This window comes from Pseudofrankia coriaricola (assembly GCF_001854805.1).
Taxonomy (GTDB): domain Bacteria; phylum Actinomycetota; class Actinomycetes; order Frankiales; family Frankiaceae; genus Pseudofrankia.
Map to the genome: position 1 here is coordinate 1 of NZ_MBLO01000050.1, position 25,191 is coordinate 25,191.

The 25,191-nt window shown below is 68.5% G+C and carries 20 protein-coding genes and 2 pseudogenes; 10 read left to right on the plus strand and 12 right to left on the minus strand.

The window, feature by feature from the left end; genetic code table 11:
* Positions 1-308 (plus strand): GGDEF domain-containing protein (locus BCD48_RS09875; protein WP_131803886.1); only part of this gene is annotated, 308 nt, incomplete at its 5' end.
* A gap of 460 nt (positions 309-768) precedes the next feature.
* Here BCD48_RS09875 and BCD48_RS09880 read toward each other — a convergent pair.
* A complete protein-coding gene (locus BCD48_RS09880; protein ID WP_312627067.1) occupies positions 769-1,638 on the minus strand; it encodes an ABC transporter permease in 870 nt (289 codons plus the stop codon).
* Positions 1,635-2,414 carry an ABC transporter ATP-binding protein gene (locus BCD48_RS09885; RefSeq protein WP_071048073.1) on the minus strand — a complete coding sequence of 260 codons (780 nt, stop codon included), beginning with the start codon at positions 2,412-2,414 and terminating at the stop codon, positions 1,635-1,637. Before BCD48_RS09885 ends, BCD48_RS09880 begins: the two co-directional genes overlap by 4 nt.
* A 1,450-nt stretch (positions 2,415-3,864) precedes the next feature.
* Here BCD48_RS09885 and BCD48_RS09890 point away from each other — a divergent pair.
* Complete coding sequence (locus BCD48_RS09890; RefSeq protein WP_349308007.1) at positions 3,865-4,911, plus strand: hypothetical protein; 1,047 nt, start codon at positions 3,865-3,867, stop codon at positions 4,909-4,911.
* A 263-nt stretch (positions 4,912-5,174) separates the two neighbouring features.
* Complete coding sequence (locus BCD48_RS09895; protein ID WP_071048075.1) at positions 5,175-5,969, plus strand: SAM-dependent methyltransferase; 795 nt, start codon at positions 5,175-5,177, stop codon at positions 5,967-5,969.
* A 144-nt stretch (positions 5,970-6,113) separates the two neighbouring features.
* On the opposite strand, the gene BCD48_RS09900 is transcribed toward BCD48_RS09895, so the two are convergent.
* Together BCD48_RS09900 and BCD48_RS09905 are read right to left on the minus strand one after the other, a co-directional pair.
* Positions 6,114-6,974 carry a Sco1979 family transcriptional regulator gene (locus BCD48_RS09900; RefSeq protein WP_083418418.1) on the minus strand — a complete coding sequence of 287 codons (861 nt, stop codon included), beginning with the start codon at positions 6,972-6,974 and terminating at the stop codon, positions 6,114-6,116.
* Between the two features lie 570 nt (positions 6,975-7,544).
* Entirely contained in the window at positions 7,545-8,771 is a 1,227-nt protein-coding gene (locus tag BCD48_RS09905) for a sensor domain-containing phosphodiesterase (protein WP_312627060.1), read from the minus strand.
* 158 nt (positions 8,772-8,929) lie between these two features.
* Between BCD48_RS09905 and BCD48_RS09910 the strand changes: the two genes are divergently transcribed.
* Together BCD48_RS09910 and BCD48_RS09915 are read left to right on the plus strand one after the other, a co-directional pair.
* The gene (locus tag BCD48_RS09910) at positions 8,930-9,253 is read left to right on the plus strand and encodes a helicase associated domain-containing protein (protein WP_071048053.1); all 324 of its coding nucleotides are present in this window, start codon (positions 8,930-8,932) and stop codon (positions 9,251-9,253) included.
* 10 nt (positions 9,254-9,263) lie between these two features.
* On the plus strand, positions 9,264-9,899 hold the full coding sequence (locus tag BCD48_RS09915) for a carbonic anhydrase (protein ID WP_071048076.1): 636 nt from the start codon (positions 9,264-9,266) through the stop codon (positions 9,897-9,899).
* Positions 9,900-10,016: 117 nt separating this feature from the next.
* Here BCD48_RS09915 and BCD48_RS56470 read toward each other — a convergent pair.
* The 4 genes and pseudogenes from BCD48_RS56470 to BCD48_RS09930 form a co-directional block, all read right to left on the minus strand.
* Positions 10,017-10,112, minus strand: a pseudogene (locus BCD48_RS56470) (IS6 family transposase); the annotation flags it as partial.
* Positions 10,113-10,187: 75 nt separating this feature from the next.
* Complete coding sequence (locus BCD48_RS09920) at positions 10,188-10,541, minus strand: Rieske (2Fe-2S) protein (RefSeq protein WP_071048054.1); 354 nt, start codon at positions 10,539-10,541, stop codon at positions 10,188-10,190.
* Complete coding sequence (nirB, locus tag BCD48_RS09925; RefSeq protein WP_198543183.1) at positions 10,538-13,048, minus strand: nitrite reductase large subunit NirB; 2,511 nt, start codon at positions 13,046-13,048, stop codon at positions 10,538-10,540. The genes BCD48_RS09920 and nirB overlap by 4 nt, the downstream gene beginning before the upstream one ends.
* 5 nt (positions 13,049-13,053) lie before the next feature.
* Positions 13,054-15,600: a molybdopterin oxidoreductase family protein gene (locus tag BCD48_RS09930; protein WP_071048055.1), complete on the minus strand. Its 2,547-nt coding sequence runs from the start codon at positions 15,598-15,600 to the stop codon at positions 13,054-13,056.
* A gap of 287 nt (positions 15,601-15,887) precedes the next feature.
* On the opposite strand from BCD48_RS09930, the gene BCD48_RS09935 reads away from it, so the two are divergent.
* Positions 15,888-17,270, plus strand: coding sequence for a nitrate/nitrite transporter (locus BCD48_RS09935; RefSeq protein WP_071048056.1), 1,383 nt, complete (start codon positions 15,888-15,890; stop codon positions 17,268-17,270).
* A gap of 36 nt (positions 17,271-17,306) precedes the next feature.
* Entirely contained in the window at positions 17,307-17,477 is a 171-nt protein-coding gene (locus BCD48_RS55510; protein ID WP_083418421.1) for a winged helix-turn-helix transcriptional regulator, read from the plus strand.
* A gap of 275 nt (positions 17,478-17,752) precedes the next feature.
* On the opposite strand, the gene BCD48_RS09940 is transcribed toward BCD48_RS55510, so the two are convergent.
* Positions 17,753-18,637 (minus strand): NAD(P)-dependent oxidoreductase, encoded by an 885-nt coding sequence (locus BCD48_RS09940; RefSeq protein WP_071048057.1) that lies wholly within the window; start codon positions 18,635-18,637, stop codon positions 17,753-17,755.
* A 49-nt stretch (positions 18,638-18,686) separates the two neighbouring features.
* Between BCD48_RS09940 and BCD48_RS09945 the strand changes: the two genes are divergently transcribed.
* Positions 18,687-19,094 carry a MerR family transcriptional regulator gene (locus tag BCD48_RS09945; RefSeq protein ID WP_071048058.1) on the plus strand — a complete coding sequence of 136 codons (408 nt, stop codon included), beginning with the start codon at positions 18,687-18,689 and terminating at the stop codon, positions 19,092-19,094.
* 780 nt (positions 19,095-19,874) lie between these two features.
* Positions 19,875-20,383, plus strand: a pseudogene (locus BCD48_RS56475) (DUF5753 domain-containing protein).
* 27 nt (positions 20,384-20,410) lie between these two features.
* On the opposite strand, the gene BCD48_RS09950 reads toward BCD48_RS56475, so the two are convergent.
* The 3 genes from BCD48_RS09950 to BCD48_RS09960 all read right to left on the minus strand — a co-directional run bounded on the left by BCD48_RS09950 (position 20,411) and on the right by BCD48_RS09960 (position 23,571).
* Positions 20,411-21,208, minus strand: a complete 798-nt coding sequence (locus BCD48_RS09950) for an SAM-dependent methyltransferase (protein ID WP_071048059.1) — start codon at positions 21,206-21,208, stop codon at positions 20,411-20,413.
* Positions 21,209-21,419: 211 nt separating this feature from the next.
* On the minus strand, positions 21,420-22,571 hold the full coding sequence (locus tag BCD48_RS09955) for a substrate-binding domain-containing protein (RefSeq protein WP_241841624.1): 1,152 nt from the start codon (positions 22,569-22,571) through the stop codon (positions 21,420-21,422).
* Positions 22,572-23,034: 463 nt separating this feature from the next.
* Positions 23,035-23,571, minus strand: a complete 537-nt coding sequence (locus BCD48_RS09960; RefSeq protein WP_198543184.1) for a MarR family winged helix-turn-helix transcriptional regulator — start codon at positions 23,569-23,571, stop codon at positions 23,035-23,037.
* 61 nt (positions 23,572-23,632) lie between these two features.
* Here BCD48_RS09960 and BCD48_RS09965 point away from each other — a divergent pair, with 61 nt between their 5' ends.
* Positions 23,633-25,156: an MFS transporter gene (locus BCD48_RS09965; RefSeq protein WP_071048061.1), complete on the plus strand. Its 1,524-nt coding sequence runs from the start codon at positions 23,633-23,635 to the stop codon at positions 25,154-25,156.
* Positions 25,157-25,191 lie beyond the last annotated feature (35 nt).

Below are 25,191 nucleotides of genomic sequence, written 5' to 3' on the forward strand. Positions count from 1 at the left end.
TGCTGCGCGCGGTCGCCGGGCGGCTGCGCGGCGCCGTCCGCCAGGAGGACCTCACCGCCCGCCTCGGTGGCGACGAGTTCGCCGTCCTGATGCATGACCCGTCCGACGATCCGCGCGCGACCGGCGAGAGCACCGCGTGGCGCATCCAGGAGGCGATGCGCCCGGGGTTCCAGGTGCACGGGCGGCGACGCGACGTCCAGGCCAGCATCGGCGTCGCCGTCGCCGAGGCCGGCTCCCCGGCCACCAGCACCGAGGAGCTGCTCCACCGCGCCGACCAGGCCATGTACGCCGCCAAGAACCGCCGCTGACAGGTTCAGCCAGACCCGGCGACAGCCATCGATCTGGCCCCGTTGCGACCCACTGGTCGGGCGGCTCCGGCGCACCGGCGCACCGGCGCACCGGAGCCGCCCAGCCCGAGCCTCGCCGGCGGGATTCGATCGCGCCCCGGGCCACGGGCTCGAACCGCCAGTCCGACCCGCCAACCTGCCGTTCACCGCCGTGTGACCACTCCGATGGGACAGTCCCGCAGGCGACGAAGGCGAAGGCGGTGACCGGGAATGTCTGACCGGGGGCGCTTCGGAAGGCAACGAGCGGTCGAGCCGATACCCTCGGGCCAGTCATGGAGACCAGGTCAGCCGGCGGGTTCGCCGCGCGGCGGGCCTGAACGCGAGGTACAGGCAAGATGCGTGAGTGGGCGGGTCCCGGCGAGCTGCTTCCGTGCCCGATTCGCCTCGTTGACGGATGAGGGAGCCGCCTGACGATCGGTTGTCATGGTGGCGGGCGCTGTCCGGTTTCGTGCCACGGCCCGGTGATCAGTGTCGCGAGTAGGCCGAAAAACCAGAATACGACGAGGCCGAAGAGGGAGGCGATGATGACCGTGGCGAACAGCGGTCCGGAGTCCAGGCTATGTGTGTAGTCGTCGATGAGTCGGCCGATTCCTGGGTCGCCCTGACGGAAGAAGAAGTCCCCGACAATGGCGCCGATCACTGAGAGGCCGGCGGAGATGCGTAGCCCCGCAAAGACGGCAGGAAGGGCGCTGGGGAGTTCCAGCCGGACGAGTCGTCGCCATCTTCTGGCGTGGCGGAGGGTGAAAAGATCATGGTGGCTGGAGTCGACGGACTGGAGACCGAAAAGCGTGTTTGTAGTGATGGGGAAGATGGCGATCAGGATGCACACGACGGTCCTGGACCAGAATCCGTAGCCGAGCCAGAATCCGATCAGTGGGACGATCGCCAGGATGGGGATGGTCTGGAGTACCACGGCCCACGGGTAAAACGAACGTTCGACCCAGCGCGCCCAATTCATTAGGATAGCGAAGGCTACGCCCAGTGCCGCCGCTACACCCAGGCCAACGAGCGCGACCTTTGCGGTCCCACCCAGCGCGGAAAGGATCTCGTCGCGGATGGTTCGGTCCAGGAAGCCATCGGTCACCACTTGATGCGGGGGCGGTAGCAGAAACCGTCGGCGGGGGGCGAGGAAGGCGTAGGTGACCAGGTACCAGACACCGATCACGGCTACGAAGACAGCGAACGGGGGTAGCACCATACTGCCGACCCGGGCCAGCCGGGGGAGCGCCCGCGGGGAGGGCTTCACGGGGGGCGCTATCTCTACTGGGCTTGAACCGTCGACGGCGGTCACGTGAACGACTCTCGCAACGCGTCGGAGACGGACCGCGCGACGCGGCCGAACGCCGTGTCGAACTGCAACCCGCCGCCCCGCGGGTAGTCGAACGGCACCTCGATCTCGGCGAGGACCCGGCCCGGCCGGGCAGAAAGAACGGTGACTCGGCGGGCGAGTCGAACCGCTTCCACGACGGAGTGCGTGACGAACAACCCGGCGAACTGCTCCCGCAGGTACAGCCGTAGCAACTCGTTCCCGAGGCGTTCCCGGGTAATCTCATCGAGTGCGCCGAACGGCTCGTCGAACAGGAACAACGACGGGCGTACAGTAAGCGCGCGAGCAAGCGAAACCCGCATGCGCATGCCACCGGAAAGCGCCCTCGGTCGGTGCCGTTCGAATCCTGTCAACCCGGCCAGCAATATCGCGTCGGCCACCAGTCGGCGCCGTTCCTCCTTCGGCACACCGTCGAGTTCGGCGAGCAGGCCGACGTTCGCCTCGACGGTCCGCCATGGCAGCAGTGTCGGGTCCTGGAAGACGTATCCCGGAAGCTCCGATCCCACCGCCACCGACCCGGCGGACGGTTCGGTCAGACCGGAGGCAATCCGTAACAGCGTCGACTTTCCCGAGCCTGAGGGCCCGACCACCGCCACGAACTCACCATCACCGACGGTCAGAGACACATCATGCAGTGCCTGCGTCCCATCCGGGAAGGTTTTTCCGATGCGGTGGAACGACAGTGCGGTACCTGTCGGGGCGGGTCTCACGGATGAGTCCGGCTTCTTCCAGGTAGTCACGCCGGGTTCCGGTCGGGTCTGTCCGTTGAGGCTCGGCTCCCGGAACCGGCCGCCACCGGACTTCTCATCGTCGCCAAGCGAGCGACCATGGGGCGCGCTGACCCACCCTGTGCCCGGACCGGGGTGGGCGGGCAACCCGCCATCGTTACCACCGCGGTCCTTCCGGCCGAAACCTGGAGCGATCTAGCGCTGTGCCACATCTGATCGGCATGGTAGCCCTGTCCTGCTCGTCTCAAGAAATCTCGCCACTGAGTAGCAGTTCCGCACACCAGCGCGTTGCCAGCCCTAGTGCCGCCTCTCCGCGGTCCGCGCCACGTACGAACGCCGCCTCGCCACGAACAACCAGCCTATCGCGGGCCTCGGCACCGGATCGTCAGAGGTTCACGCCGGCCTCATTACCGCCGGCTGACGTGACCACGGCTGTACTTCTCCGCCTACTGCGTGGCCTACTGCGTGGCGTAGCGCAGCTCCCCGGGAGCTCGCGGTCGGGTTCCTGGAGACACCGCCGCGGGTCAACCAGCGCCCGACGGAACCGCACGACCTTGGCGTGTCCAGCAAGATCGATGTCACGTCCGATCACCTTGGCCGCCACTACGCCCGGACTTCAGCGCCTTTGGCAGCTTCGCTCGGTCGTGGCGGGCTCGGGCCGCGTTCGGCAACGCTTCGTCCGACGCTCTTCGGCTGTGAGCTCGTGCACGGCGGCCCGCTCCTCGTGCGAGCTTGGGGTCGACCAGCAGGTCGGCGATCAGGGACGGGTGCTGGCGCTACCGCCGTTGGCGGAGGTCGAGGTGTGGTGCTGGCCGGCGGCACCACCCGGGGCAGCAGCGTCCGCTGTGCCCTGATGGGAGCCCGCGATGCCCACTGACCGGACTGCTTCGGCGCGTCCTTCGGCTCCCAACTGTCCTCGCTGGCGGAACGGGTCGAGCCTCTCTCATTCCATGTGGGCCTAGCGCCTCCCCTCGTAGCCCGCATCCCGGGCATGGAATCCTGAAGCGGGACGAGATGCTCGGACTGGACAGCAGGCCGTTCCCGCCGAGGGAGACGGGAGGGATCCGGTGTGGTGAAGCGGTACAGAACGCTCGCTGCCGCCGCCTGGATGTGCTGCACGCCGGCCCGGGGGCATCGGCGTCTGTTTTTCGCCGGTGTGGCTGACCCAATCCCCGCGGCTGGGACCTCGGCCCGCCGCGGTCGTCGTCCCGTCGCTCTCGCTCGGCCGTGTTCTGGCTGCCCCGTCATCGCACCTGTTTGTCGCGGCGGCCTGTGAATCGACGCCGCGGCCGCCCACAGGACCTGCTTTGTTGCCCGTGAAGGAGAGCTAGTGCGCGCGTCCCGTGTTCGCCGTCCTAGGCTGGCCGCCGGTGCGTGCGCCGCCGCGTTGGCCTTGGGCGTGGCTGCATGCTCCGATTCCGGAGGCGCGTCGGGTGACGTGCCCTCGACCGGCGCGGGGCATGTGCCTTCCTCCAGGTACACGACGCCGCTGAAGGGGATCTGCCCAGACCAGGTCATCGTCCAGGCGGGCTGGTGGCCCGAGATCGACGACGGGTTCCTCTATCAGCTCCTTGGGCCGAACCCGACGATCGACAAGGGCAAGAACCGGGTTTTCGGGCAACTCGGCGGCACGGGTGTCACGCTCGAGATCCGGGCCGGGGGCCCGGCCGTGGGCTTCCAACCGGTCTCCTCGCTGATGGCCCAGGACGACGACATCCTGGCCGGCGTGGTGGGCATGGACGAGGCGGTCCAGCACTCCGGCAGCCAGCCGACGGTCGCGGTCTTCGCGTCGTACGAGAAGTCCCCGCTGGCGTTCATCTGGGGTGACCCGGCATGGAACTTCACCAGCATCGCCGACATCGGCCGGGCGGACGCCCCTGTGCTGGCCAGCACAGGGGCCGCCTACCTGGACGTCTTTGAACGGGAGGGGCTGCTGAACTCCTCGCGGATCGACACCTCCTACCAGGGCGACCCTGCTCGTTTCGTCGCCGCGGACGGGAAGATCGTGCAGCAGGCGTTCATCACCAACGAGCCCTACCGGCTCCAACATGACGTGAAGGCGTGGGGCAAGCCGGTGAAGTACCTTCTCCTGGGCGACGAGTACCCGGTGTACCTGCCCTCGCTCGCCGTCCCAGCGGACAAGCTGACAGCCAACCGCTCCTGCCTCGGCAAGCTCGTGCCCCTGTTCCAACAGGCACAGCGTGATTACGTCACCGACCCCGGCCCCACCAACCAGCTCCTGCTGCGGGCCGTCGCGACATTGAACACGAGCGGGTTCACCTTGTCCCCAGGTCTGCTCGCGGACGGCAACGCCAAGCAGAAGAGCCTCGGCCTGATCGCCAACGGAAAAGACGGGGTACTGGGCAGCTTCGACACCGCCCGAGTACAGAAGCTGATCGGCCAGCTGACACCGGTCTTCGAGGCCAAGGGCACCGAGCCGAAACCAGGGCTGGCGCCGTCGGACTTGGCGACCAACGAGTTCCTCGACAAGTCGATCTCCCTGGGCTGACAGGACCGTGACGACCCCGGAGGCGGGGAGGTGAGGGCGTGGCCACCGTTTGTCGCGCCCTCCGGTTCCGCTGCAAGGCGGTGCACACATCGGCGGACACACAGCGTACACGCCGAGTTGCTGCGAGCTGCCCGAAGGGAGATCAATGATACCCAGCGCGGCCGGGCACATGTGATCTTGTAGTGTGATGCCTAGGACAGCCACCATGACAACGCTGGCCACCGCCTGCGAGGAGTGACCCGGTGAACGACGGCCCGCCACCCATGCTGGACATCGCCAAGCCACACTCGGCGCGGGTCTGGAACTATTTTCTTGGCGGCAAGGACTACTATCCCGCCGACCGCGAGTTCGCTGAGCAGGTTTACGAGTCCTACCCCGAAATAATTGAGGTGGCCCGCGCGGCCCGAGCCTTTCTCGGCCGCGCTGTCCGGTATCTGGCCGGCGAGGCGGGCATCCGACAGTTCCTGGACATCGGCACCGGTCTGCCGACCGCTGACAACACACACGAGGTCGCGCAGCGGATCGCACCTGGGTCCCGCATTGTCTACATCGACAATGATCCCCTCGTACTGGTACACGCCCGCGCGTTGCTGACCAGCACCCCGGAGGGCGCCACCGCCTATATCGAGGCCGACGTACGCGACCCCGACAAGATTCTTGCGGGTGCAGCCGATGTCCTGGACTTCACCAAGCCGGTTGCGCTCATGCTGCTGGGGGTCATGGGGAACGTCGCTGACCTCGACGAGGCATACCGCATTGTGGGCCGACTCCGGGACGCATTGCCCTCTGGCAGCTACCTCGCCGTTCAGGACGGTACCCGCGTCGTCATGAGCGAACAGGAAGCAAAGACCCAGCAGGCCCTCAGCGAAGACATCGGGTACGGCTACCAGCTCCGCACCCCCGAGCAGATCGCCGGTTTCCTCGCCGGCCTCGAACTCGTCGAGCCCGGCGTGGTCTCGAGCCCACTGTGGCGGCCCGACCCCAACCCCGCTGGTCCGCCCGCGGAGGTGGACGAGTACTGCGGCGTCGGACGCATACTGGGTTCGAGCGTGCCGTAGATCGTCGCGGTCGCAAGCCGGGGGTTAGCCCGCTCACTCGCGCGGGCTCGGACTCCTCGGCGCGCACCGCATCGTCCACCTCCCGAGAGAACACGAGCGCGCCGTTCGGGCAATGCGAGCGTGACTCGGGACCGGCCCCGCGGTCTACAGGGCGGCGGCAATCTTGCGGAGTATGACGGCTGTCTTGTCTGGAGTGCTGCTGTAGATGCACAGCTGGTCCATGGCGATCGTGTACTGATGCACGTCCTCGGGCTTGTCCAGGTAGGCAGCCCCGGTCAGCCGTTCAAGGTAGACAATGTCCGTCAGGCCGGGGTCGGGAAAACGCAGAATGCTGAACGCCCCGCCGTCGGCCGCGTGGCTACCGACGTCGAACGGTACCACCTGCACGACCAGCCGCGGCTGGTCGATCAGCTCGAGGAGATGCCTGATCTGCGCCCGCGCGATCCTTGGCCCGCCGATCCGCCGGCGTAGCGCGGCCTCGTCGATCACCATCCACAGGCGCGGGGCGTCCGGCCGTGCCAGCAGCTTCTGCCGGCGCATCCGGACGTCGACCCGACCGTCGATGACGTCCTGGGACATCCCCGGCCTGCCCGACATGACCGCGCGGGCGTAGTCCTCGGTCTGGAGAAGTCCAGGAATGAACTGGAGCTCGTAGCTCCGGATTTGCGAGGCTGACTCCTCCAGGTCGATATACGGCTGGAACCAGTGGGGAAGGACGTCGGAGTAGGGCTGCCACCAGCCCTGCTGGTTGGCCTCGCGGGCCAGTGTCAGCACCTGCTCCAGTTCGGCCCGGTCGGTCACGCCGTACAGCGTGAGCAGGTCCTCGACGTCGCGATTCTTGAAACTGACCCGACCCAGCTCGAGCCGGCTGATCTTCGACTCGGAGGCGCGGATGTGGTAACCGGCGTCCTCACGGCTGATCCCGCTACGTTCCCGGAGCCGCCGTAGCCGGGAACCGAGCAGGATACGACGCACGGTCGGCCCACTACCAGCCGAAACAGTCACGCCTGGCTCCCTCGATCCCATTCGCTAGCAGTAGGTCAGCCTATTGGAGCGTCATCGTTCCTCTGTCACCACCAGCACCACCGGAAGCGCCGGAAGCGCCGGGCTGGTCACAGGATAGGCGGCTGTGACCACCAATGGCCAACCCGGTCGCGCGAACGCGCATCCGGCCCGCGGCTGAAAGCGGTCGGGCACACCGGCACGGTCAGTGCCGTCTCGCAGGTGCTCGGGTCCTCTCCGATCGAGGACTGAACGATCGAGCGCTGAACCAGAGGACGGCCCCGGCGCGCGTCTGCCTGCCGACTAGTGCTCGTCTTCAGCGCCACATACTCACCGGCATCCGGTGCGGTGGCTGCGCGGCCGAGTAGTCCCGGCATCCGGGAGGCGAACAGATGCCGCGGCACTCGGCCTATCTGGGATCGCCGCCGTGCGGTCAGCGAATGGGCGCCCGGGGCCTGTTCGCCGCGGCCGTGTCACGCTCGCGGACATCAGGCACGAGGTCACCCCGCCCGTATGGCTCGGTCAAGCCGGTCGCCCTGGAATCGGCGCCATGAATCGGACGCCGGGCTACGGTCATGCCTTCAGGGTCTCTGTCCTGTGCAGGGTGGGGGCGAGCAGGGGTGGGTTGGCGGGCGTCTGGCAGGCGGTTGCCAGGTTGGGGGTGGGGCGGCCGAGGAGGTAGCCCTGGCCGTAGCGGATGCCGGCGTTGCGGGCGGCGGTGAGGTCGGCGGTGGTTTCGATGCCTTCGGCGACGACCCAACTTCCGATCTCGCCTGCGATGGTGGTGATCCCGGCGGCGACGGCGCGGTGGGCTAGGTCCCTGCTCATGGTCTGGATGATGAACCTGTCGATTTTGATGACGTCGGGGCGTAGGTAGAGCAGGAGTTCCAGGCCGGAGTAGCAGGTACCGAGATCGTCGACGGCGATGAGGACGCCGTGGCGGCGGAGCATGCCGACGGCTGCGAGCAGGCGCGGGTTGTCGCGGGCCTGCTCGTATTCGGTGATCTCGACCGCGAGCTGTTCGGGGTGGCCGGTGTCAACGAGGAGGTCGACGAGCCCATCGGTGACCGTGGAGGGCGCCGCGTTGACAGCGAGGCGGACATCGGCGGGCAGGTCGGGCAGGGCCGCCAGTGCTCGCTGGATCGTGGCGGTTTCCAGCTCTGGGCCCAGGCCGGCCGCCGCCGCGTCCCTGAACAGGGCAGCCGGTGATCGTGCCGGGTCGGGGAGGCGAGTCAGCGCCTCGAGGGCGGCGGTCCGCCCGGCGACGAGGTCGACGATGGGCTGATAGAAGATCCATAGCCCGTCGGAGTCGATCAGGTCGTGCACGCGGTGCCAGACCCGGCTACGGACTTCCCACATCCTGTGCAGGTCGGAGACGTAGTCGGTGAGGAATCCTGCGAGTAGATGCAGGAATCTCAGGTCACGTCGGCCGAGTGACGGCTGTGGTCTTCGGTGGAGGCAGCCAATCAGACCGTAGATGTCGCCGTCGGTGTCGAGGATGGGTGTCGCCACGTAGGCGCCGATACCGAGGTCGCGCACCGAGGAGGTGCCAGCGGTGCGTGGGTCGCGTCGGGTGTCGGGGATGAGTTCGGGCAGCTCACCGGTCAGGACCCGTCCGAACAGCCCGTTCTCGCGGCGGATGCTGCACCCGGGAGTCAGGCCGAACGGGTGGACGTTCCCGCAGAGTGTCTGAAGGATCAGCAGGTTGCCGTCGAGCCGGCCAAGCCAGGCGACCTCCATCCGCAGTCGCCGTCGTAGCAGGTCAACCAGGTCCAGCAGGGCGTAGCTGGATGCGCACACCTCGCTTCGCGGTCCCAGACAGGCCGGGCATCCGGACATTCCTCTCCCCCCGACTCCGGGCTACCCAAGCGGCCATCGCGCACACCTGGCTGAAGGGCCCCGGCGGCGTGCTCACAGCCCGGTGACCGGACACGTCGGAGCGACCGCATGATCACGCGGTGTCGGCGCCTCCCGACCCCGCTGCCGAGGCTGAGGCCGCCGAGTTCGAGCGCGGCCTGCACGCGATCAGGGTTCATGCGGCTGGCCATGGCACCACCGAGGTGCCCCATGGCTACGTCGACGAGTCCGGGTTCCCGCTCGCCGTCTGGGTCGCGGTCCAACGTGAGGCGCACCTGGAGCAGCGGCTCGGGGACGCTCGACGGGCGGCACTTGTGCGGCTTCCGGGGTGGCGGTGGCTGTGGCGGTTGTCTGCCCGACTCGATCGCTGTGACCTTTTGCGTCCCCACTCCGAACTGGAAAACGACTCATCGCAGGCCAGGTAGGTTGCTGCGCATGCCCGACCTCGCACCCGCCTCGCCCGCCGACGCGTATGCGGCCCTGCTGGAGGGCAACGCGCGGTTTGTGCATGGGGAACGGCTTCATCCCAATCAGGACGCCGACCGCCGATCAGCGGTGGTGCCGCGGCAGCGCCCGTTCGCGGTGCTGTTCGGATGTTCCGACTCCAGGCTCGCCGCCGAGATCATCTTTGACCGGGGGCTGGGCGACCTGTTCGTGGTCCGTACCGCTGGCCATGTCGCGGGCCCCGAGGTGCTGGGCAGTATCGAGTACGGCGTCCATGTGCTGGGGGCGCCACTGGTCGTCGTCCTTGGTCATGACTCGTGCGGCGCCGTCACCGCCGCATCCGAGGCTGACCGCGACGGGGTGGCGCCGGCTGGCTATATCGGAGACGTGGTGGAACGGGTCATGCCCAGCATCCTGTGGGCGCGCGCGGCGGGATGCACCGACATCGACCAGTTCGTCCTGGCCCACATCCGCCGGACGGTCGACGGGCTGGTGGGACGGTCGGCCCTGCTGGCGACCGAGGTCGCGGCAGGCCGGTGCGCGATCGTCGGACTGTCCTACCGTCTGGCGGACGGCACCGTCAGCGCCGTATCCCGTAAGGGGCCTCTCCCCGAGGTGGTCCGATGATCCACGCGAGCGCCCCGATCTGCGCGAACGATCGAGCGCCCGGCCGGCGGGAGCGGTGTCCGCTGGCCGCGCCGGGGGGCAGACCGGACAGCCTTGGATGCTGTGAACAGGGTCTGACCGGGCATGCCGACGATCGCGGTTGTCATCGATGACCTGGCCGAACTGATCGATCGCCCGGTAGAGATGGGTCCACCGGCCGGCGACCCTCAGATGCAGGATGCGTTGCCGGGTGTGCATGTGGTGCAGACTGATCGGTGGATGGTCGGGGATGTAGCGCTCGACGGAGGGTCAGTATTGACCGACGGCGACCTCGATGATTCCGTCGTCGCTGACCCGGATTGGGTAGCAGGTCAGGGGCGGCGCTCCGCTGGGTGATGTGCCGGTGGCCAGGTCGAAGGTGTTGCTGTGCAGGGGGCAGATGACGATCGTTTCGTCGGTTTGGCCGTCGGCGAGTGGGCCGCCGGCGTGTGGGCAGGACGCGTCGGTCGCCTGTAGCCGGCCGGAGCGCAGCCGGAAGACGGCGATCTGCTGGCCGGCCGCCGCGTAGGCTCGGGCCTCACCGATCGGGATCTCGGACAGTGGGCCGAGGCGGTGGAAGACGCCGTCCGGGCTGGTGTGGGTTGTTTCGGTGGTCGGGTTCATCGCATTGGCACTTTCGGCAGTTCGACCAGTGGCAGGGAGGTCTGGAACTGGCCCGGTGTGGCCGGGTCGCGGCCCTCCAGCCACGGGTCGGTGTAGGCGTCGATCGCCTGCTGCATGCGGGCGTCGAGATCGGCGGCGATGCCGTCGCTGTCCCCGACGACGATGGCGCGGATCTTGTCGATTCCGAGGCGGGGGACGAAGCTGTAGGTCCGTTCCAGCCATTTCGCGTTTTCGCGGTAGTACTGCAGGAACCGTCCGGTGAGCGTGATGACTTGCTCGGGGGTGTCGACGGTGGCGAGCAGGTCGCCTTTGCGGACGTGCGCTCCGGCGGCGCCGCCGACGTAGATCTGCCACTGGCCGCCCTCGATCGCGACCGCGCCGAGGTCCTTGACCAGGGCCTCGGCGCAGTTACGGGGGCAGCCGGTGACGGCGAGTTTCAGCTTTGCCGGACTTTCCAATCCCTGGAAGCGTTTTTCGATGGCGATGCCCAGCGCGGTGGAGTCACCTAGCCCGTAGCGGCAGAACTCCAGCCCGACGCAGGTTTTCACGGTGCGGAAGCTCTTGCCGTAGGCGTAGCCCGAGGGCATGTCCAGGTCGGACCACACCTTCGGGAGGTCTTCCTTGCGGACGCCGAGCAGGTCGATACGCTGCCCGCCGGTGATTTTGACCATGGGGATGTTGTACTTGTCGGCTACGTCGGCGATCCGTCGCAGCTGGGCCGGGGTGGTGACGCCGCCGGCGATCTGCGGGACGACGGAGAACGTGCCGTCTTTCTGGATGTTGGCGTGGACCCGGTCGTTGATGAACCGGGCATCGCGTTCGTCGATGTAGTCGCGGCCCCACACGGTACGCAGCAGGGAAGTCAGCGCCATCTTGCTGCCCGCGTCCTCCTGGCCGCCGGGGGCGAGCGCGTCGAATACCGCGGACACCGAACGCAGCTCGCGTTCCCGCAGCGCGGTGATGAGCGTCGGCTTGTCCATGGGGATGGCCGGCACGTACCAGTCCGCCGACTCGTCCCGTTCGACGGCGCCGCCGGCGGCCCATTCCACGATTTGCGCGACCAGGGTCTTGCAGGAGCCGCAGCCTTTGCCGGCTCGGGTGGTGGCCATCACCCCGCTCACGGTCTTCTGACCGGAGGTGACGCAGGCGACGAGGGAGGCTTTGGTCACCCCGTTGCAGTTGCAGACCTGGGTGTCGTCGGCGAGTTCGGCGGCCCCGACCGCCTCTGGCGGGGTACCGAGATCGAACAGCATCTCGAGGCGGGCTTCGGGCAGCGGTAGGCCCCGGTCGAACGCCTGGATGAGGAAGGCGGCCTTGCGGACGTCGCCGAGCAGGGTGGCGCCGACGAGTTTCCCGTCCCGGATGACGATGCTCTTGTACACGCCGTGTTTCGGTTCGACGAACCGGACGATCTCGTCGTCGGCGTGTTCGGGTTCCTTCAGTCCCATGGACGTGACGTCGACGCCCGCGACCTTGAGCTTTGTAGCGATCTTCGACCCGTGGTAGGTGGCGGCCGGATTCGTGCCGGTGACGTGGTCGGCGAGCACGATTGCCTGTTCCCACAGCGGGGCGACCAGCCCGTACACCTCGCCGCGGTGCTGGGCGCACTCGCCGACGACGTAGATGTCGGGGTCGTCGACGGCGCGCATCTGGTCGTCGACGACGATCGCTCGCTCGACGTCCAGGCCGGCGTGGGCGCCGAGTTCGCTGTTGGGCCGGATACCGGCGGCGATCACCACCATGTCCGCGGGGATGTGGGTGCCGTCCGCGAGGGTGACCCCGACAACCGCATCGTCGCCGAGTACGGCGGTCGTCATCGCCAGGGTGTGCACCGTGATGCCGAGGGCCTCGACGCCGCGCCGCAGGATCTGTCCGGCCTCCGCGTCGAGCTGGGCGTTCATCAGGGTTGGTGCGGCGTGCAGCAGGTGGACGTCCAGGCCGTGGTTCTGCAGCCCGCGGGCTGCCTCCAGACCGAGGAGGCCGCCGCCGATCACGACGGCGGCGCGGTGGCCTCGGGCGGCGGCGATCATCTGCCGGCAGTCATCCAGGGTGCGGAACGCGAAGACCCCCGGCGTGAGCCCGCCGTCGGGCTGGTACACGCCGTCGATCGGGGGGATGAACGCCCGGCTACCGGTCGCGATCATCAGCTTGTCATAGCCGACAGCGGTGCCGTCGGCGGCGAACACGGCTTTCGCGTAGCGGTCGATCCGGGTGACACGGACCCCGGCGTGCAGCCGGATGCCGTTCGAGCGGTACCAGTCGAGCGGGTTGAGGAAGATCTCCTTCTCGTCCTCTATCCCGGCGAGGACGTTCGACAGCAGGATCCGGTTGTAGTTGCCGTATGGCTCGTCGCCGAAGACGGTGATGTCGAACAGGCTCGCGCCGCCGCGGGTGAGGATCTCCTCGATCGTCCGGACGCCGGCCATCCCGTTGCCGATCACGACGAGGTGCTGACGGGGTGGTTCGGTGGGCTGCCGCTGGGCCGGCATGGACGTGATGGTGGTCATCGGGCTCAGACCTCGATGAGGCCGAGGTCGACGACCGCCGTGCCGGTGACCCCTTCGGGTGCGGCCAGGTGCACGTCTATGCGGGTGTCACCGAGGAGGTCCTCCACCACCCGGAGAGGGACGTGGGTCTCGCCCTTGGCGCCGATCGGGAAGTAGCGCATCGGCGCCCCGTCCCGCAGTATCACGATGTAGATCAGCTCGTCGGTGGAGTTGCCGCCACGGAAGTACACCGGCTGGGTGGTGGCGCCGGGCGGGACCACGTAGCTCAGCGAGGGGTCGAGAAGAAACGGCTTCTGCAGACCGTGGCCCTCGAAAGCGAAGACGCCGTGGAGGAAACGTGGCGTACTGTGCATGCGGCGGTCCTTCCGGATCGGTGCGGACGTTGGAGCCGGAGCGCTGTCAGCAGGCGGCCGGGTCGCCGTGCCGATATCGGCCAACGGCACGGTTGCGCCGGTCGGCAGGGTGTCGCCACCGTCGGGCAGGCCGTCCAGGCGGCGGATCGCGACCGCGCACGCCTTGAACTCCGGCATCCGGGACGTGGGGTCCAGCACCGGATTGGTCAGCACGTTGGCGGTGGACAGCCCACCCCAATGGAACGGGGCGAACAGTGTGTCGGGGCGGATGGTGTCGGTGACCCGGGCACGGAACACCGCCCGGCCTCGCCGGGAGGTCACCTCGACCAGGTCCCCGCCGGCGATCCCGTGCCGGTGCGCGAGCGTCGGGTGGATCTCGACGAAAGGGTCCGGGTCGGCCGTCAGCAACGCCCGTACCCGGCGAGTCTGCGTGCCGGACTGGTATTGCTGCATGGTTCGCCCGGTGGTCAGGTAGTGCGGGTAGTCCTGGTCAGGCTGTTCCACGGCTCCCCGGTGGCGGACCGGCACGAAACGGGCCCGCCCGTCGGCGGTGGCGAACCGGTCGGCGAACAGCCGAGGGGTGCCCGGGTGATTGACGTCGGGGCACGGCCAGAACACCCCGCGTTCGGCGGCGATGCGTTCGTAGGTGATTCCCGCGTAGTCGGCGAGGCCGCCGGCGCTGGCCCGGCGCAGCTCGTCGAACACCTCCCGCGGCGAGTCGGTGAAGAACTGCCCGCGGCCGAGCCGGCTCGCGAGGTCGGCGAACACCTGCAGGTCGGTCCATACCCCAGGTGGTGGTGGCAGGGCGGCGCGGCGCAGCAGGACCCGGCCCTCCAGGTTGGTCATCGTCCCCTCCTCTTCCGCCCACTGCGCGGTCGGCAGCACCACGTCGGCGAGCTGCGCGGTCTCGGAGAGGAAGAAGTCGGACACGGCGAGGAAATCCAATGCGGCGAGCCGGCGGGCGACCCGGTTGGCGTCCGGGGCGGACACCGCCGGGTTGGATGCGACCACCAGCAGTGCCCTCACCCCGCCGTCGGTACCCAGCGCGTCGAGCATCTCGAACGCCGACAGGCCGGGCTCGGGCAGCTCGTCCGGGTCGACGCCCCAGACCGCGGCGACGTGCGCCCGGTCCGCCGGGTCGGACAGTTTCCGGTAGCCGGGGAGCTGGTCGGCTTTCTGGCCGTGTTCCCGGCCGCCCTGCCCGTTGCCCTGGCCGGTGACCGTGCCGTAGCCCGAGAAGGGCCGCCCGGGCAGCCCCAGCGCGAGCGCCAGGTTGATCCACGCGGTCGCCGTGTCAGTACCGGACGCGGACTGCTCGGCGCCCCGCGCGGTGAGCACCATCGCGCTGTCCGCCTCGGCCAGCACGCGGACGACCTGACGGAGGTCCGCCTCGGGCACGCCGGTGATCCGTTCCACCCGGCCCGGCCAGTAGGCGACGACCGCCTGGCGTACCGCGTCGAACTCGACAGTCCGAGCGGCCACGTACTCGTCGTCGACCAGGCCGTCGCGGATCGCGATGTGTAGCAGCCCGTTGGCCAGCGCCAGGTCGCTGCCCGGGGTGTTCTGCAGGTGCAGGAACGCCCCGCGGGCGGTCGCGGTGGCGCGCGGGTCCACGACGATGTGCTGGGCTCCGGCCGCCCGGCCGGCGTCGAACCACTGCATCGCCGGTGGCATGGTGTCCGCCGGGTTGCTGCCGACGAGCAGCACCGCCTGCGCTTCGGCGATGTCGGCGACCGGGAACGGCAGCCCCCGGTCGATCCCGAATGCCCGGCCGCTGGCGGCGGCGGCGGAGGACATGCAGAATCGGCCGTTGTAGTCGATCGACCGGCTACCCAGGCCCACCCGGACGAACTTGCCCAGCGTGTAGGCCTTCTCGTTGGTCAGTCCACCTCCGCCGAAGCAGCCGACGCTGTCCGGGCCGTACCGGGACTGACAGTCCTGGATCGCCGCGGTGATCCGGCCCATGGCCTCATCCCACGACGCCGGGCGCAGCTCGCCGGGCCGGTCACGGACCAGCGGTGTCGTCAGCCGCTCCCCGTGGTCGAGCAGGTCCGCCGCCGTCCATCCTTTCGAACACAACCCGCCCCGGTTGGTCGGGAAGTCGTCCTGCGGCGTGAGGGTCACCGACACCGGGCCTGGGCGAAGCTCGATCCCGCACTGCAGCGAGCAATAGGGGCAGTGCGTCGCGGTGGCAGTCATCGTCTCCCCACCGCCGCATCCGTGGCCACAGACGACATGGTCGGATCCACCGGTTTCGTCGCCGTGCCCCGCGTGTTACCTACCGCTACAGGGATCCGGCCTCCAGCCGTCGACCGCACCTGCATGCGAGCCCGGCGCAGTTGACCCGCGACCGACCGCGACACCCATGGTCTGACGGTGCGCCAGGCAATCCGATACCCATACGGCTTGTTACACGCGTGCCATGGGCGACGTAACGGAGCGCACCTACCGTGATCGGACCGGCCCGACCTCGGAGGAACGCGCCTATGAGCACCTCGCTGGATGATGTTCCGCCGTCCGGATCCGTCACCATTCCTGCCCAACGTGGCCGGTGGATCGAGGACTGGCGGCCCGAGGACACCACATTCTGGTCCGGTGGCGGCGCGACGGTCGCGCGACGAAACCTGATCTTCTCCATCGTCTCGGAACACATCGGCTTCTCGATCTGGAGCCTGTGGTCCGTCCTCGTGCTGTTCCTCGGCCCAGAATATCATATCGACGCGGCCGGGAAATTTCTGCTGACGACGGTTCCCACCCTCGTCGGGGCGGTGCTTCGGCTGCCCTACACCTTCGCCGTGGCAAGGTTCGGCGGCCGGAACTGGACCATCTTCAGCGCTTCGGTGCTGCTGGTCCCGACCGTTCTGGCCGCGATCGTGCTCAAACCCGGCGTCTCCTACAGCACCCTGATCATCGTGGCGGCGGTCGCCGGTGTCGGCGGCGGCAACTTCGCCTCGTCGATGACGAACATCAACGCCTACTTTCCCGAGCGACTCAAGGGGCGCGCCCTCGGCCTCAACGCCGGCGGCGGCAACATCGGCGTCGCCGCCGTCCAACTCGTCGGCCTGCTCGTGCTCGCCACCGCAGGCAAAGGCCACCCCCGGGTCGTGCTCGCCATCTACATCCCACTCATCGTCCTCGCCGCGCTCGGCTCCTACCTGTTCATGGACAACCTCACCTCCGCCCGGAACGACAAACGAGCCATGCGCGACGTCTGCCGGGACGGCTACACCTGGATCATGTCTGTGCTCTACATCGGCACCTTCGGCTCGTTCATCGGCTTCGGCTTCGCCTTCGGCCAGGTACTGCAGGTCCAGTTCAAATCCGACTTCTCTACCCCGATCAAGGCCGCCTACCTGACCTTCCTGGGACCGCTGCTGGGATCGTTGGTCCGGCCGGTAGGCGGCGCCATGGCCGACCGTGTCGGCGGCGCCAAGGTGACCTTTTGGAACTTCGTCGCGATGGCCGTCAGCGCGGCGCTGGTGCTGATCGCCTCATTGGAGAAATCGCTGGCGCTGTTCCTGGCCGGGTTCATCGCGCTGTTCGTCTTCAGCGGCGTAGGGAACGGCTCGAGCTACAAGATGATCCCGGCTATCTTTCGGGCGAAATCGAAGCTGCTCATCGCCGATGGGGCGGACGCGACCATCTCCGACCGGGAGGCCCGCCGGCTGGCTGGTGCCCTCATCGGCATCGCCGGGGCGATCGGCGCCTTCGGCGGAGTCCTGGTCAACCTCGCCTTCCGCCAGTCCTTCCTCACCTACAAGACCGGAAACGGCGCCTACATCGCCTTCATCGCCTACTACGCAATCTGCTTCGCCCTCACCTGGTACACGTTCCTCCGGCCTTCACCGAAGAAGCTCGCCGGAATCTGACAGCACCCAACGCCTACATCCACGGAGCACGACCGGCTGTGTGAGCTGGAGGCACGGCGGCTGGTCGCGCGGGCCGAGCTGGCGGGGTTCCCGCCGCGCACCCGCTACACCCTCACGCCCGCCGGCGAGGCACTGCGCCCTCTGCTCATCAGCCTGTGCCGGACGGGGACGGCGATCCAGCACGCGGTGGCGACTCACCGGCCGTAGCGCTGCCGCCGGCCAGGGCGACCCCTCGCCTTCCGGTCCGCACCGCGGTCTGCGCTTCCGCGCTCGGGTGGTCGACGAGCCGATCACTCGCCCTGGACCCTCGCGCGTCTCGAACTCCAGGCCCGCGTCAACACCGGCACAGATCATCGCCTGGGCTGGCCAGCCTGCCGGTGCCGTACTCGGCGGACTTGACAATCCAGCGGCCGCGAAGCCGGGCGGCCACGCCGGACATCGGCGGAAAGGCCAGGCCAGCCAGATCTCGATGTCGGGAACGGTCAGTGGTCGCCGGGTCTGCCGAACTCCTCGATCAGCACCGGATACTGCTCCCCACCATGTCCGGCGGCGATCGAGCGGTCGGCCATCGCCTTGATCAACCTGGGCAGTTCGGCGTTGACTCCCACCGCCTCGCTCTCCTCGATCAGGTGCGCCATCGCCCGCGCGTCGGTCTCCAGGGCCGACACCTCGGCGGGGAAGGAGCCGCTGTCGATCTGCTCGGCATACCCGGGCAGCCATTCGGCCACGCCGGCAGCGATCTGCTGGGCGAACGGCGCGTACGTCGCGGCGTCGACACCGGCCGTCCTGAGCAGGGCAGTGCCCTGGAGCCAGGCGTTCAGGACGCTCCACATCATGGCCAGGCCGGCCACGTCGTACAGGGACGCCAGCCCGTGGTCCGAGCCGAGGTAGGTGACGGTGCCGAGCGCGTCGAGTGTTGGCCTGTGTGCCTCGAAGTCCGACCGCGGCCCGCTGTGCAGAATCACCGCCTCGGCGGTCCCGATCGCCGCCGGGATGGCCATGATGGCGCCGTCCAGGTAGTGCGCGCCGCGCTGCTCGGCCAATCGGGCGGCTTCCCGGGCCTGGGCCGAGTCGCCCGAGGTAAGGTTGATCAACATCGTGCCGTCCAGCTCGATGTCGCTCGCGGCGAGCAGCTCGTGCATGGCTTGGTAGTCGGTGACGCAGATGACCGTCAGGGAACCTGTGCTGAGCGCGTCATCGACCGTCGGCGCGAGCCGTGCGCCCTCGGCCACCAGCTGATCGGCCTTGGAGGTCGTGCGGTTCCACACGGTTGTGGGATGCCCGGCTTTCAGGAACGAACCGGCGAGTGCCTGGCCCATCCGTCCGAGTCCGATGACTGTCACGGGTGTGTCGGGGCTGTCGTCCATGGCAGCATCGTCAACGTTGAGACTGGTGTGAAGGTCAAGCGAGGTTTCGATGCGGATCGGGGAGCTGAGTCGTCGGACGGGCGTCAACGCCCATCAGCTGCGCTACTACGAGGCCCAGGGCCTGCTGGAGGCAGACCGCGGCGCGAACGGTTACCGCGAGTACGGCGACAACGCTGTGCTGCGGGTGACTCAGATCCGGCACCTGCTTGGGGCCGGTCTGTCGTCCGAGGACATCGCGTACCTGCTGCCCTGCGCGGTCGGAGAGGCCCCGGAGCTGCCCGGGTGCCCGGAGCTGCTGGCCGCGATGCGCTCCCGGCTGCGGCGACTGAACGACCAGATAGACAGGCTCGCACAATCCCGCGACGCGCTCGCCACCTACATCGACGCGGCCGAGGGAATGGGTAGCGAGAGCTATCCACCCTTTGACAATGCTGGCCTGGAGCCCGCCCCTGCCTAACCGCAGGCGATCTCCGGCCGCAGGATCAGCCACACGGTGCACGCGGCGACGACGGCAGCGGGCAGTCCGACTTGCCGCTCGGGTGAACCCGGGCGGTGTTTGTTGGGGCCGTTGAGGGGTCCGGTCGTTATTGGCGCCTGTCGCCGGCAAGCCGGCGACAGGCGCCGCTCCTACCAGGCGATCGAAGGCGCGCTGGGTGCGTCCGCGGGAGGCGGAACGTGGGTGACCTTGCCGGTGGCGAGGTCGATGCGGGCGAGTGCGCCTTGGAAGTTCGCGGCCATCGGCTCCGTCCCGGCAGGGTCTCGCGCCAAAATTGTGGCGGTCAGCTCTTAGTCAGCTACAGAACTCGTTCGCCCACGACCGCTCATGCCGATGAACGTGTGTTCCGAGTGGCAGTGAGCTCGTGTGCATCGTCGCTGTCTGTATGCGACGTCGTGGCCGAGGCCGAGCCAGATGATCGGGAGGCCATCGCGTCGGATTTCCTCCGTTCTCGCAGCTGCTCCCACCTACTGGAAGAGACTCGCCGCGGGAGAGATCCCCCTTATTCGGGGGTGAGATATTCGCTGCCGGCAGAGCGTCTGGGCGTTAGCGAACGAGCATCGGCGGGAGCGGGTTCCTGGCCGCCACGCACGGCACGTGGATCGCCCGCGCGCTCCTCGCTCTTGGCCTTGCGATTGACTGTGCCTTCTGGCTGTCGATGCCGATGCCCGCGATCTACACGCTCAGCTTCGACGGCCCTCACCTGCGCCACGCGCTCGGCCCGGGTCTCGAGGCCGGAGGGTGACGCAACCGGCCCCACCCGCCAGGCGGAACCTGGTCAGGCGGTGGCGTGGGTGGCGCAGGTGTGGGCGAGGCGGTAGGAGTCGCTGCCCGTCTCGATTGAGTCGGCAGGCCATTCTCGACCGGCCAGATCCGCCCCGGGCATGGGCGGTGATTGACGGGGCGGCACTGCGGCGCCCGGTCGCCGGGCCGGCCGTCATGCAAGGCCAGCTCGAACACCTGATCGCCCTGAACGAGAACCCGAACATCACCATCCAGGTGTTTCCGTACAACGTCGGCCCCCACCCCGCCGAGGGAGGCGCGTTCAGCATTCTGCGGTTCGGCGGCCGGACATCGCCGACGTCGTCTACCTGGAGCACCTCACGGGCGCCATCTACCTCGACAAGCCGGAAGACGTCACCCGCTACATGCTCGCCATGGACAACCTGGCGCTCAAAAGCACGGCGCCCGACGACACGGTAAAGGTCATCGAAAAAATCGCCTCGCACCTCTCACACCACGCCACGTGACGTCCGCCCCCGACCGGACGACGGACGTCAGGGCTTCCGGCCGACGCCACACAGGTCGTCGATCGGCAGGGGCGGTTCGGCCGAGGGGCCGGGCCGCCACAACGGCGTCGAGACCAGACCCGGCTCGACGAGTTCGAAACCGTCGAGGAAACGGGCCACCTGCTCGGGGGTGCGCATGTGGTACGGGTATTTCTCGTGCTCGTTGAGACGGTGGATGGCGTCGGCGCGGTCCTTGCCCATGACGGCGTAGGTGCCGTCCTTGAACATGAGGTAGCTGCCGGAGGGAAGGGAGTCGCACAGTTCGCGCACGATCGCGTACGCCTCGTCGAGGTCGGTCACGTTTCCCATGATCCCGAGCATGATCAACCCGATCGGCTGGGTGAAGTCCAGGGTCTCGCGGGCGGCCTTGAGGATCTTCTTCGGCTCGCGGACGTCGGCGTCGACGTAGTTCGTGGCCCCCTCGGGCGTGCCGACCAGCAGGGCCCGCGCGTGCACCAGGACCAGCGGATCGTGGTCGACGTAGACGATCCGTGAGTCGGGGCCGATCCGCTGCGCTACCTCATGGGTGTTGTCGGCCGTCGGCAGGCCGGTACCGATGTCGAGGAACTGCCGGATACCCACCTCGCCGGCCAGGTAGGTGACTGCGCGGCCGAGAAAGGCCCGAGCCTGCCGGGCGAGCTGCACAATCTCGGGGAGCAACTCGTAGAGCCGGTCGCCGAACTCGCGGTCGACCGGATAGAAGTCCTTCCCGCCCAGCCAGTAGTTCCACACCCGCGCCGAGTGCGGCACGGTGATGTCGACAACGGGTGACGAACCGTCGTTCATGGGTAACGTTCCCTTCGCAGCCTTCGCAAGGGTGGCCACAAGACCCCGATGCTCATCATAGGGACCGTCCAGGGCGGGGCCGCCCCGGACGTCGCCCGTCTTCCGCCGCCGTTCCGGCCGGTCACCCGGCCCGCCACCTCGCCGGGCAGGAGTGCCGGGCGGGTGCCGCCCCGGCCGGCGCGGCCCCGCCCATCCCTTACTGCAAAGCCCTCTACTTCAACGTCACCGTCTTGTCGAGGAACTCGTTGGTCACCAGGTCCGAAGGAGCCAGCCCCGGCTTCGGCTCGCTACCCTTCTCGGTGAAGACCGGGACCAGCCGGCCGATCAGCGTCCCTACCCGGGCCGTGTCGAAGCTGCCCAGCACTCCGTCACTGCCGTCGGCGATCAACCCGAGTTGCTTCTGTGTGGCGTTGCCGTACGCGAGCAGCCCCGGCGAAAGGGTGAACCCGCCCGTGTGCAGCGTACTGACGACCTTCAGCAGGAGCTGGTTCACCGGCGCCGGATTGGCGACGTAGTCCCGCTGCGCCCGCTGCAACAGCGGCACCAGCTTGGCCAGGCAGGCGCGCTGGGTCGACACCTTGTCCGGCCGAACGGCCAGCGCGGAGATGTACGCCGGGTATTCGTCCTGCAAAAGCAGGGACTTCACCGGCTTGCCCCACGCCTTGACGTCGTGCTGGAGCAGATAGGGTTCGTTGGTGACGAACGCCTGCTGCACGATCTTGCCATCGGCGGCGACGAACCGGTCCGGGGATCCCTGATAGGAGGTGTCGACCTGGGACTTGGTCAGCAACCCCTCCCGGATGAAGACGTCGGGATAGGACGTCCCGCTCGCGCTGGCCAGCACCGTCGCGCCCGACTGGCGGATCTCGGCGACGTTGGTGAAGTTCCACGCCGGGTTGCCCCAGATCAGCGCCAGCGGAGACTTCTCGTAGGGCGCGAAGACGGCGACCGTCGGCTGCCCCCCGGAGGCCTGCACGGCCTCGTCCGTTCCCACATAGCCGGCCAGGATGCTGTCGTCCTGAGCCAGTAGCGAGGTCACCGGCTGGAAACCCGTCGCCGGCCCGCCTGCGCGCAGCTGGAGCCTCACGCCGGTAGCGCCCAGCTCTCCCTCGACCCGGTTCTTGCTCACGTCGATCGTCGGGTTCGGGCCGAGAAGCTGGTACAGGTACCCGTCGGGAAGGCCGGGCCACCAGTTCGACTGAATGACGACCGTGGACGGGCAGATCCCCTTCAGCGGCGTCGTGTAACGCGACGCGGCGGCGGACCCCGTGGCGGATGCGCTCACCCCACCGGACCCGCTCGACGAGTCGGAACAGGCGGTCAGGCCGAACGTCAGCGCCGCGGCGCATCCGCCGACCGCCACCCAACGGCGGCGAAACCTCGAAACTCGCACCGGTCCAGATCTCCTCAACACTGTGAAACATGCGAACACCGGCGGTGAGAACACCAGGCTTTCGATGCTCCTGACTTCACGGCGGGCCGTCTCGGCCCACCGTCAGGATTCCACACCGCCGGAGACAGGACGGCACGAGGTATCAGTTCCCCGAAGACTCGCCCACAAGGGGATATAGGACGCCTCCGCCACCCCACCAGGCGACGGCGGCGGCCAGGGGAGTGTCAGGCTGTTATTTCGGGCCCCGCGTCGGAGGCCGGGCGGGCACTTCGAGGTTCTCAGCCTGAGTTGCCCGGGTCTGACCAGAACTCCTGGGCGGTGACGGGCAGCTCCGTTGGCCAGGGTCGGTCGCATAGGCCGGGGAGCGGTGCGGAACGCCCGGTTGAAGGCGGGCCTCGTCTGGCCGCTGGTCGCGCATTCACTGGCTCTGTCGCTACATCTGGCTCTGCTGACGTGGGTCGGTGACCTCTTCGGCGAGGCGGCGCAGGTAGTGGCCGAGCCGGGCGGCGTCCTCGGGCTGCCAGTGGGCGGTGAGGGCGGCGAACTTCTCGTCCTGCCAGGCGTGGGCACGGGTGAGGAGATCCTGTCCGGCTTCAGTGACGACGAGGACCGCGCGGCGGCCGTCGCGCGCCGATGGCACACGCCGCAGGTAGCCGTGCCCGGCCGCGTCGGCGATGAAGCGGCTCGCGCCGGACCGGTCGATGCCCAGCTGGTGGGCGACGTCGCTGACGGACACCTCGGTCGTGGCGCGCGCCGCCGCGTTCATCGCTTCGAGGACCTGCACGTCCTGCACCCGCCGCAGCTCGCCGGTCAGCTCGTCGGGCACGGCCGCGGTCCCGCGTCGGGACCAGAACCGGACGAGCTGGAACATGGCGGCTCCCGCGCCGGCGAACTCCGACTTCGGTCCGTCCGCGGCGCCGATCTCGTCCGACGGGTTGCGTCCGTCCGGACTGTCGGCGTGAAGGATCACTGTCCCTCCTCGCTTGTGTGTGCGCATCGCACACAATAGCCTGTGCGATATGCACGCATCTGTGGCGGTGAACCCGGCCACCACCACAGGGGCCACGCGGGCGTCGTTCGCCGCGCTGTTGCTGGCCATGCTGATGGCTCAACTCGACACCTTCATCGTCGTCGGCGCCTTGCCGACCATCGGAGCCGAACTCGGGGCGGCCGACGCCGTCGCCGGCGTCACCGCCGTCTACCTCCTGACCGTCACGATCTCCACGCCGGTGCACGGCAAGCTCGGCGACCTGCTCGGCCGGCGCACCGTGTTCATGATCTCCGTGGGCCTGTTCGCGGTCGGATCGCTGCTGTGCGCGCTCGCCCCGTCGTTCACGTTCCTGGTCGTCGCCCGCGCCGTGCAAGGACTCGGCGGCGGCGGCCTGGTGGTCACCGCCGTGAGCGTGCTGGGCGAGATGTTCGACCGGGCGGAGTTGGTGCGCCGCCAGATCTGGCTCACCGGCACCTTCACCGTCTCCTCGCTCGCGGGCCCACCACTGGGCGGCCTGCTCGCGGCCGGGCCCGGCTGGGAGTGGATCTTCCTGGTGAACCTGCCGGTCTGCGTCGTCGCGGTGGTTCTCGGCGTCCGGGGTCTTCCGTCGCGCGGCCGCGGTGGTGGGCTCGCCGGATTCGACGTCACCGGCACGCTACTGATCACGGTCGGTGGCAGCGCTGTGGTCGCACTGGGCTCGTCGGACGCCTTGGCCGCCAGCCCGTGGTGGGCACCGTTGCTCCTCGTCGTCGCCGTGACCGCCAGTGCCGCGTTCGTCCTCGTCGAGCGACGCGCCACGGCACCCCTGATCCCGCCGTCGCTCGTCGCGGTGCCGGCGCTGGCCCGCGCGATCGGCGCCAACACGATCACCGGGATCGCGCTGTTCGGCACCTTCGCATTCATCCCGCTGGCCGTAGCCGCCGGCACCGGCGCGGACACATCCGGTACCGCCACGCTGCTCATCGCCCTGACCGGCGGTCAGCTGTCGGTGACCCTCACGTTCTCGATCCTGGCGCGTCGCTGGAGCCGGATGGTTCCGTGGGGCCGCGCCGGACTCGCGATCGGCATTGTCGGGCTCGGGACGCTCGCCGTGGTACCGCACCTGCACTCGGCCGGAACACCGGTCGCCGTCACCACGGCGGTGGTCGGCATGGCGCTGTCAGGTGCGGCGCTCGGTCTTTCCATGCAGGCCTACACCCTGCTCGGGCAGAGCAGCGCGCCCCGTGACGACATCGGCGCGGCCATGGCCACGCTCACCTTCGCCCGGCAGCTCGGCGGATCGCTCGGTGCCGCCGGGCTCGGATGGATCCTGCTCATCGTCGCCGACCCGGCGACAGGGCTGTCCACCGTGCTCGCCGTAGCGGCGGCCGTACTCGCCGTCGGGCTGGTGCTCGCTCCGCGCAGCCGGCACGAGACAGTGCGACCCTCGCACAACACTGATCCAGTGAGACATGCCATTTCAAACGAGACGCCAATCCTCCGCGAAAGCGGCAAGGCGGGTCATGCGACCCCGGACATTGACCATGTCATCCGAGATCTGCCCAGACCTGCCACCGATCAATGAGCCAAGGACTATGTTGATCAATGACGGTCCAGGTC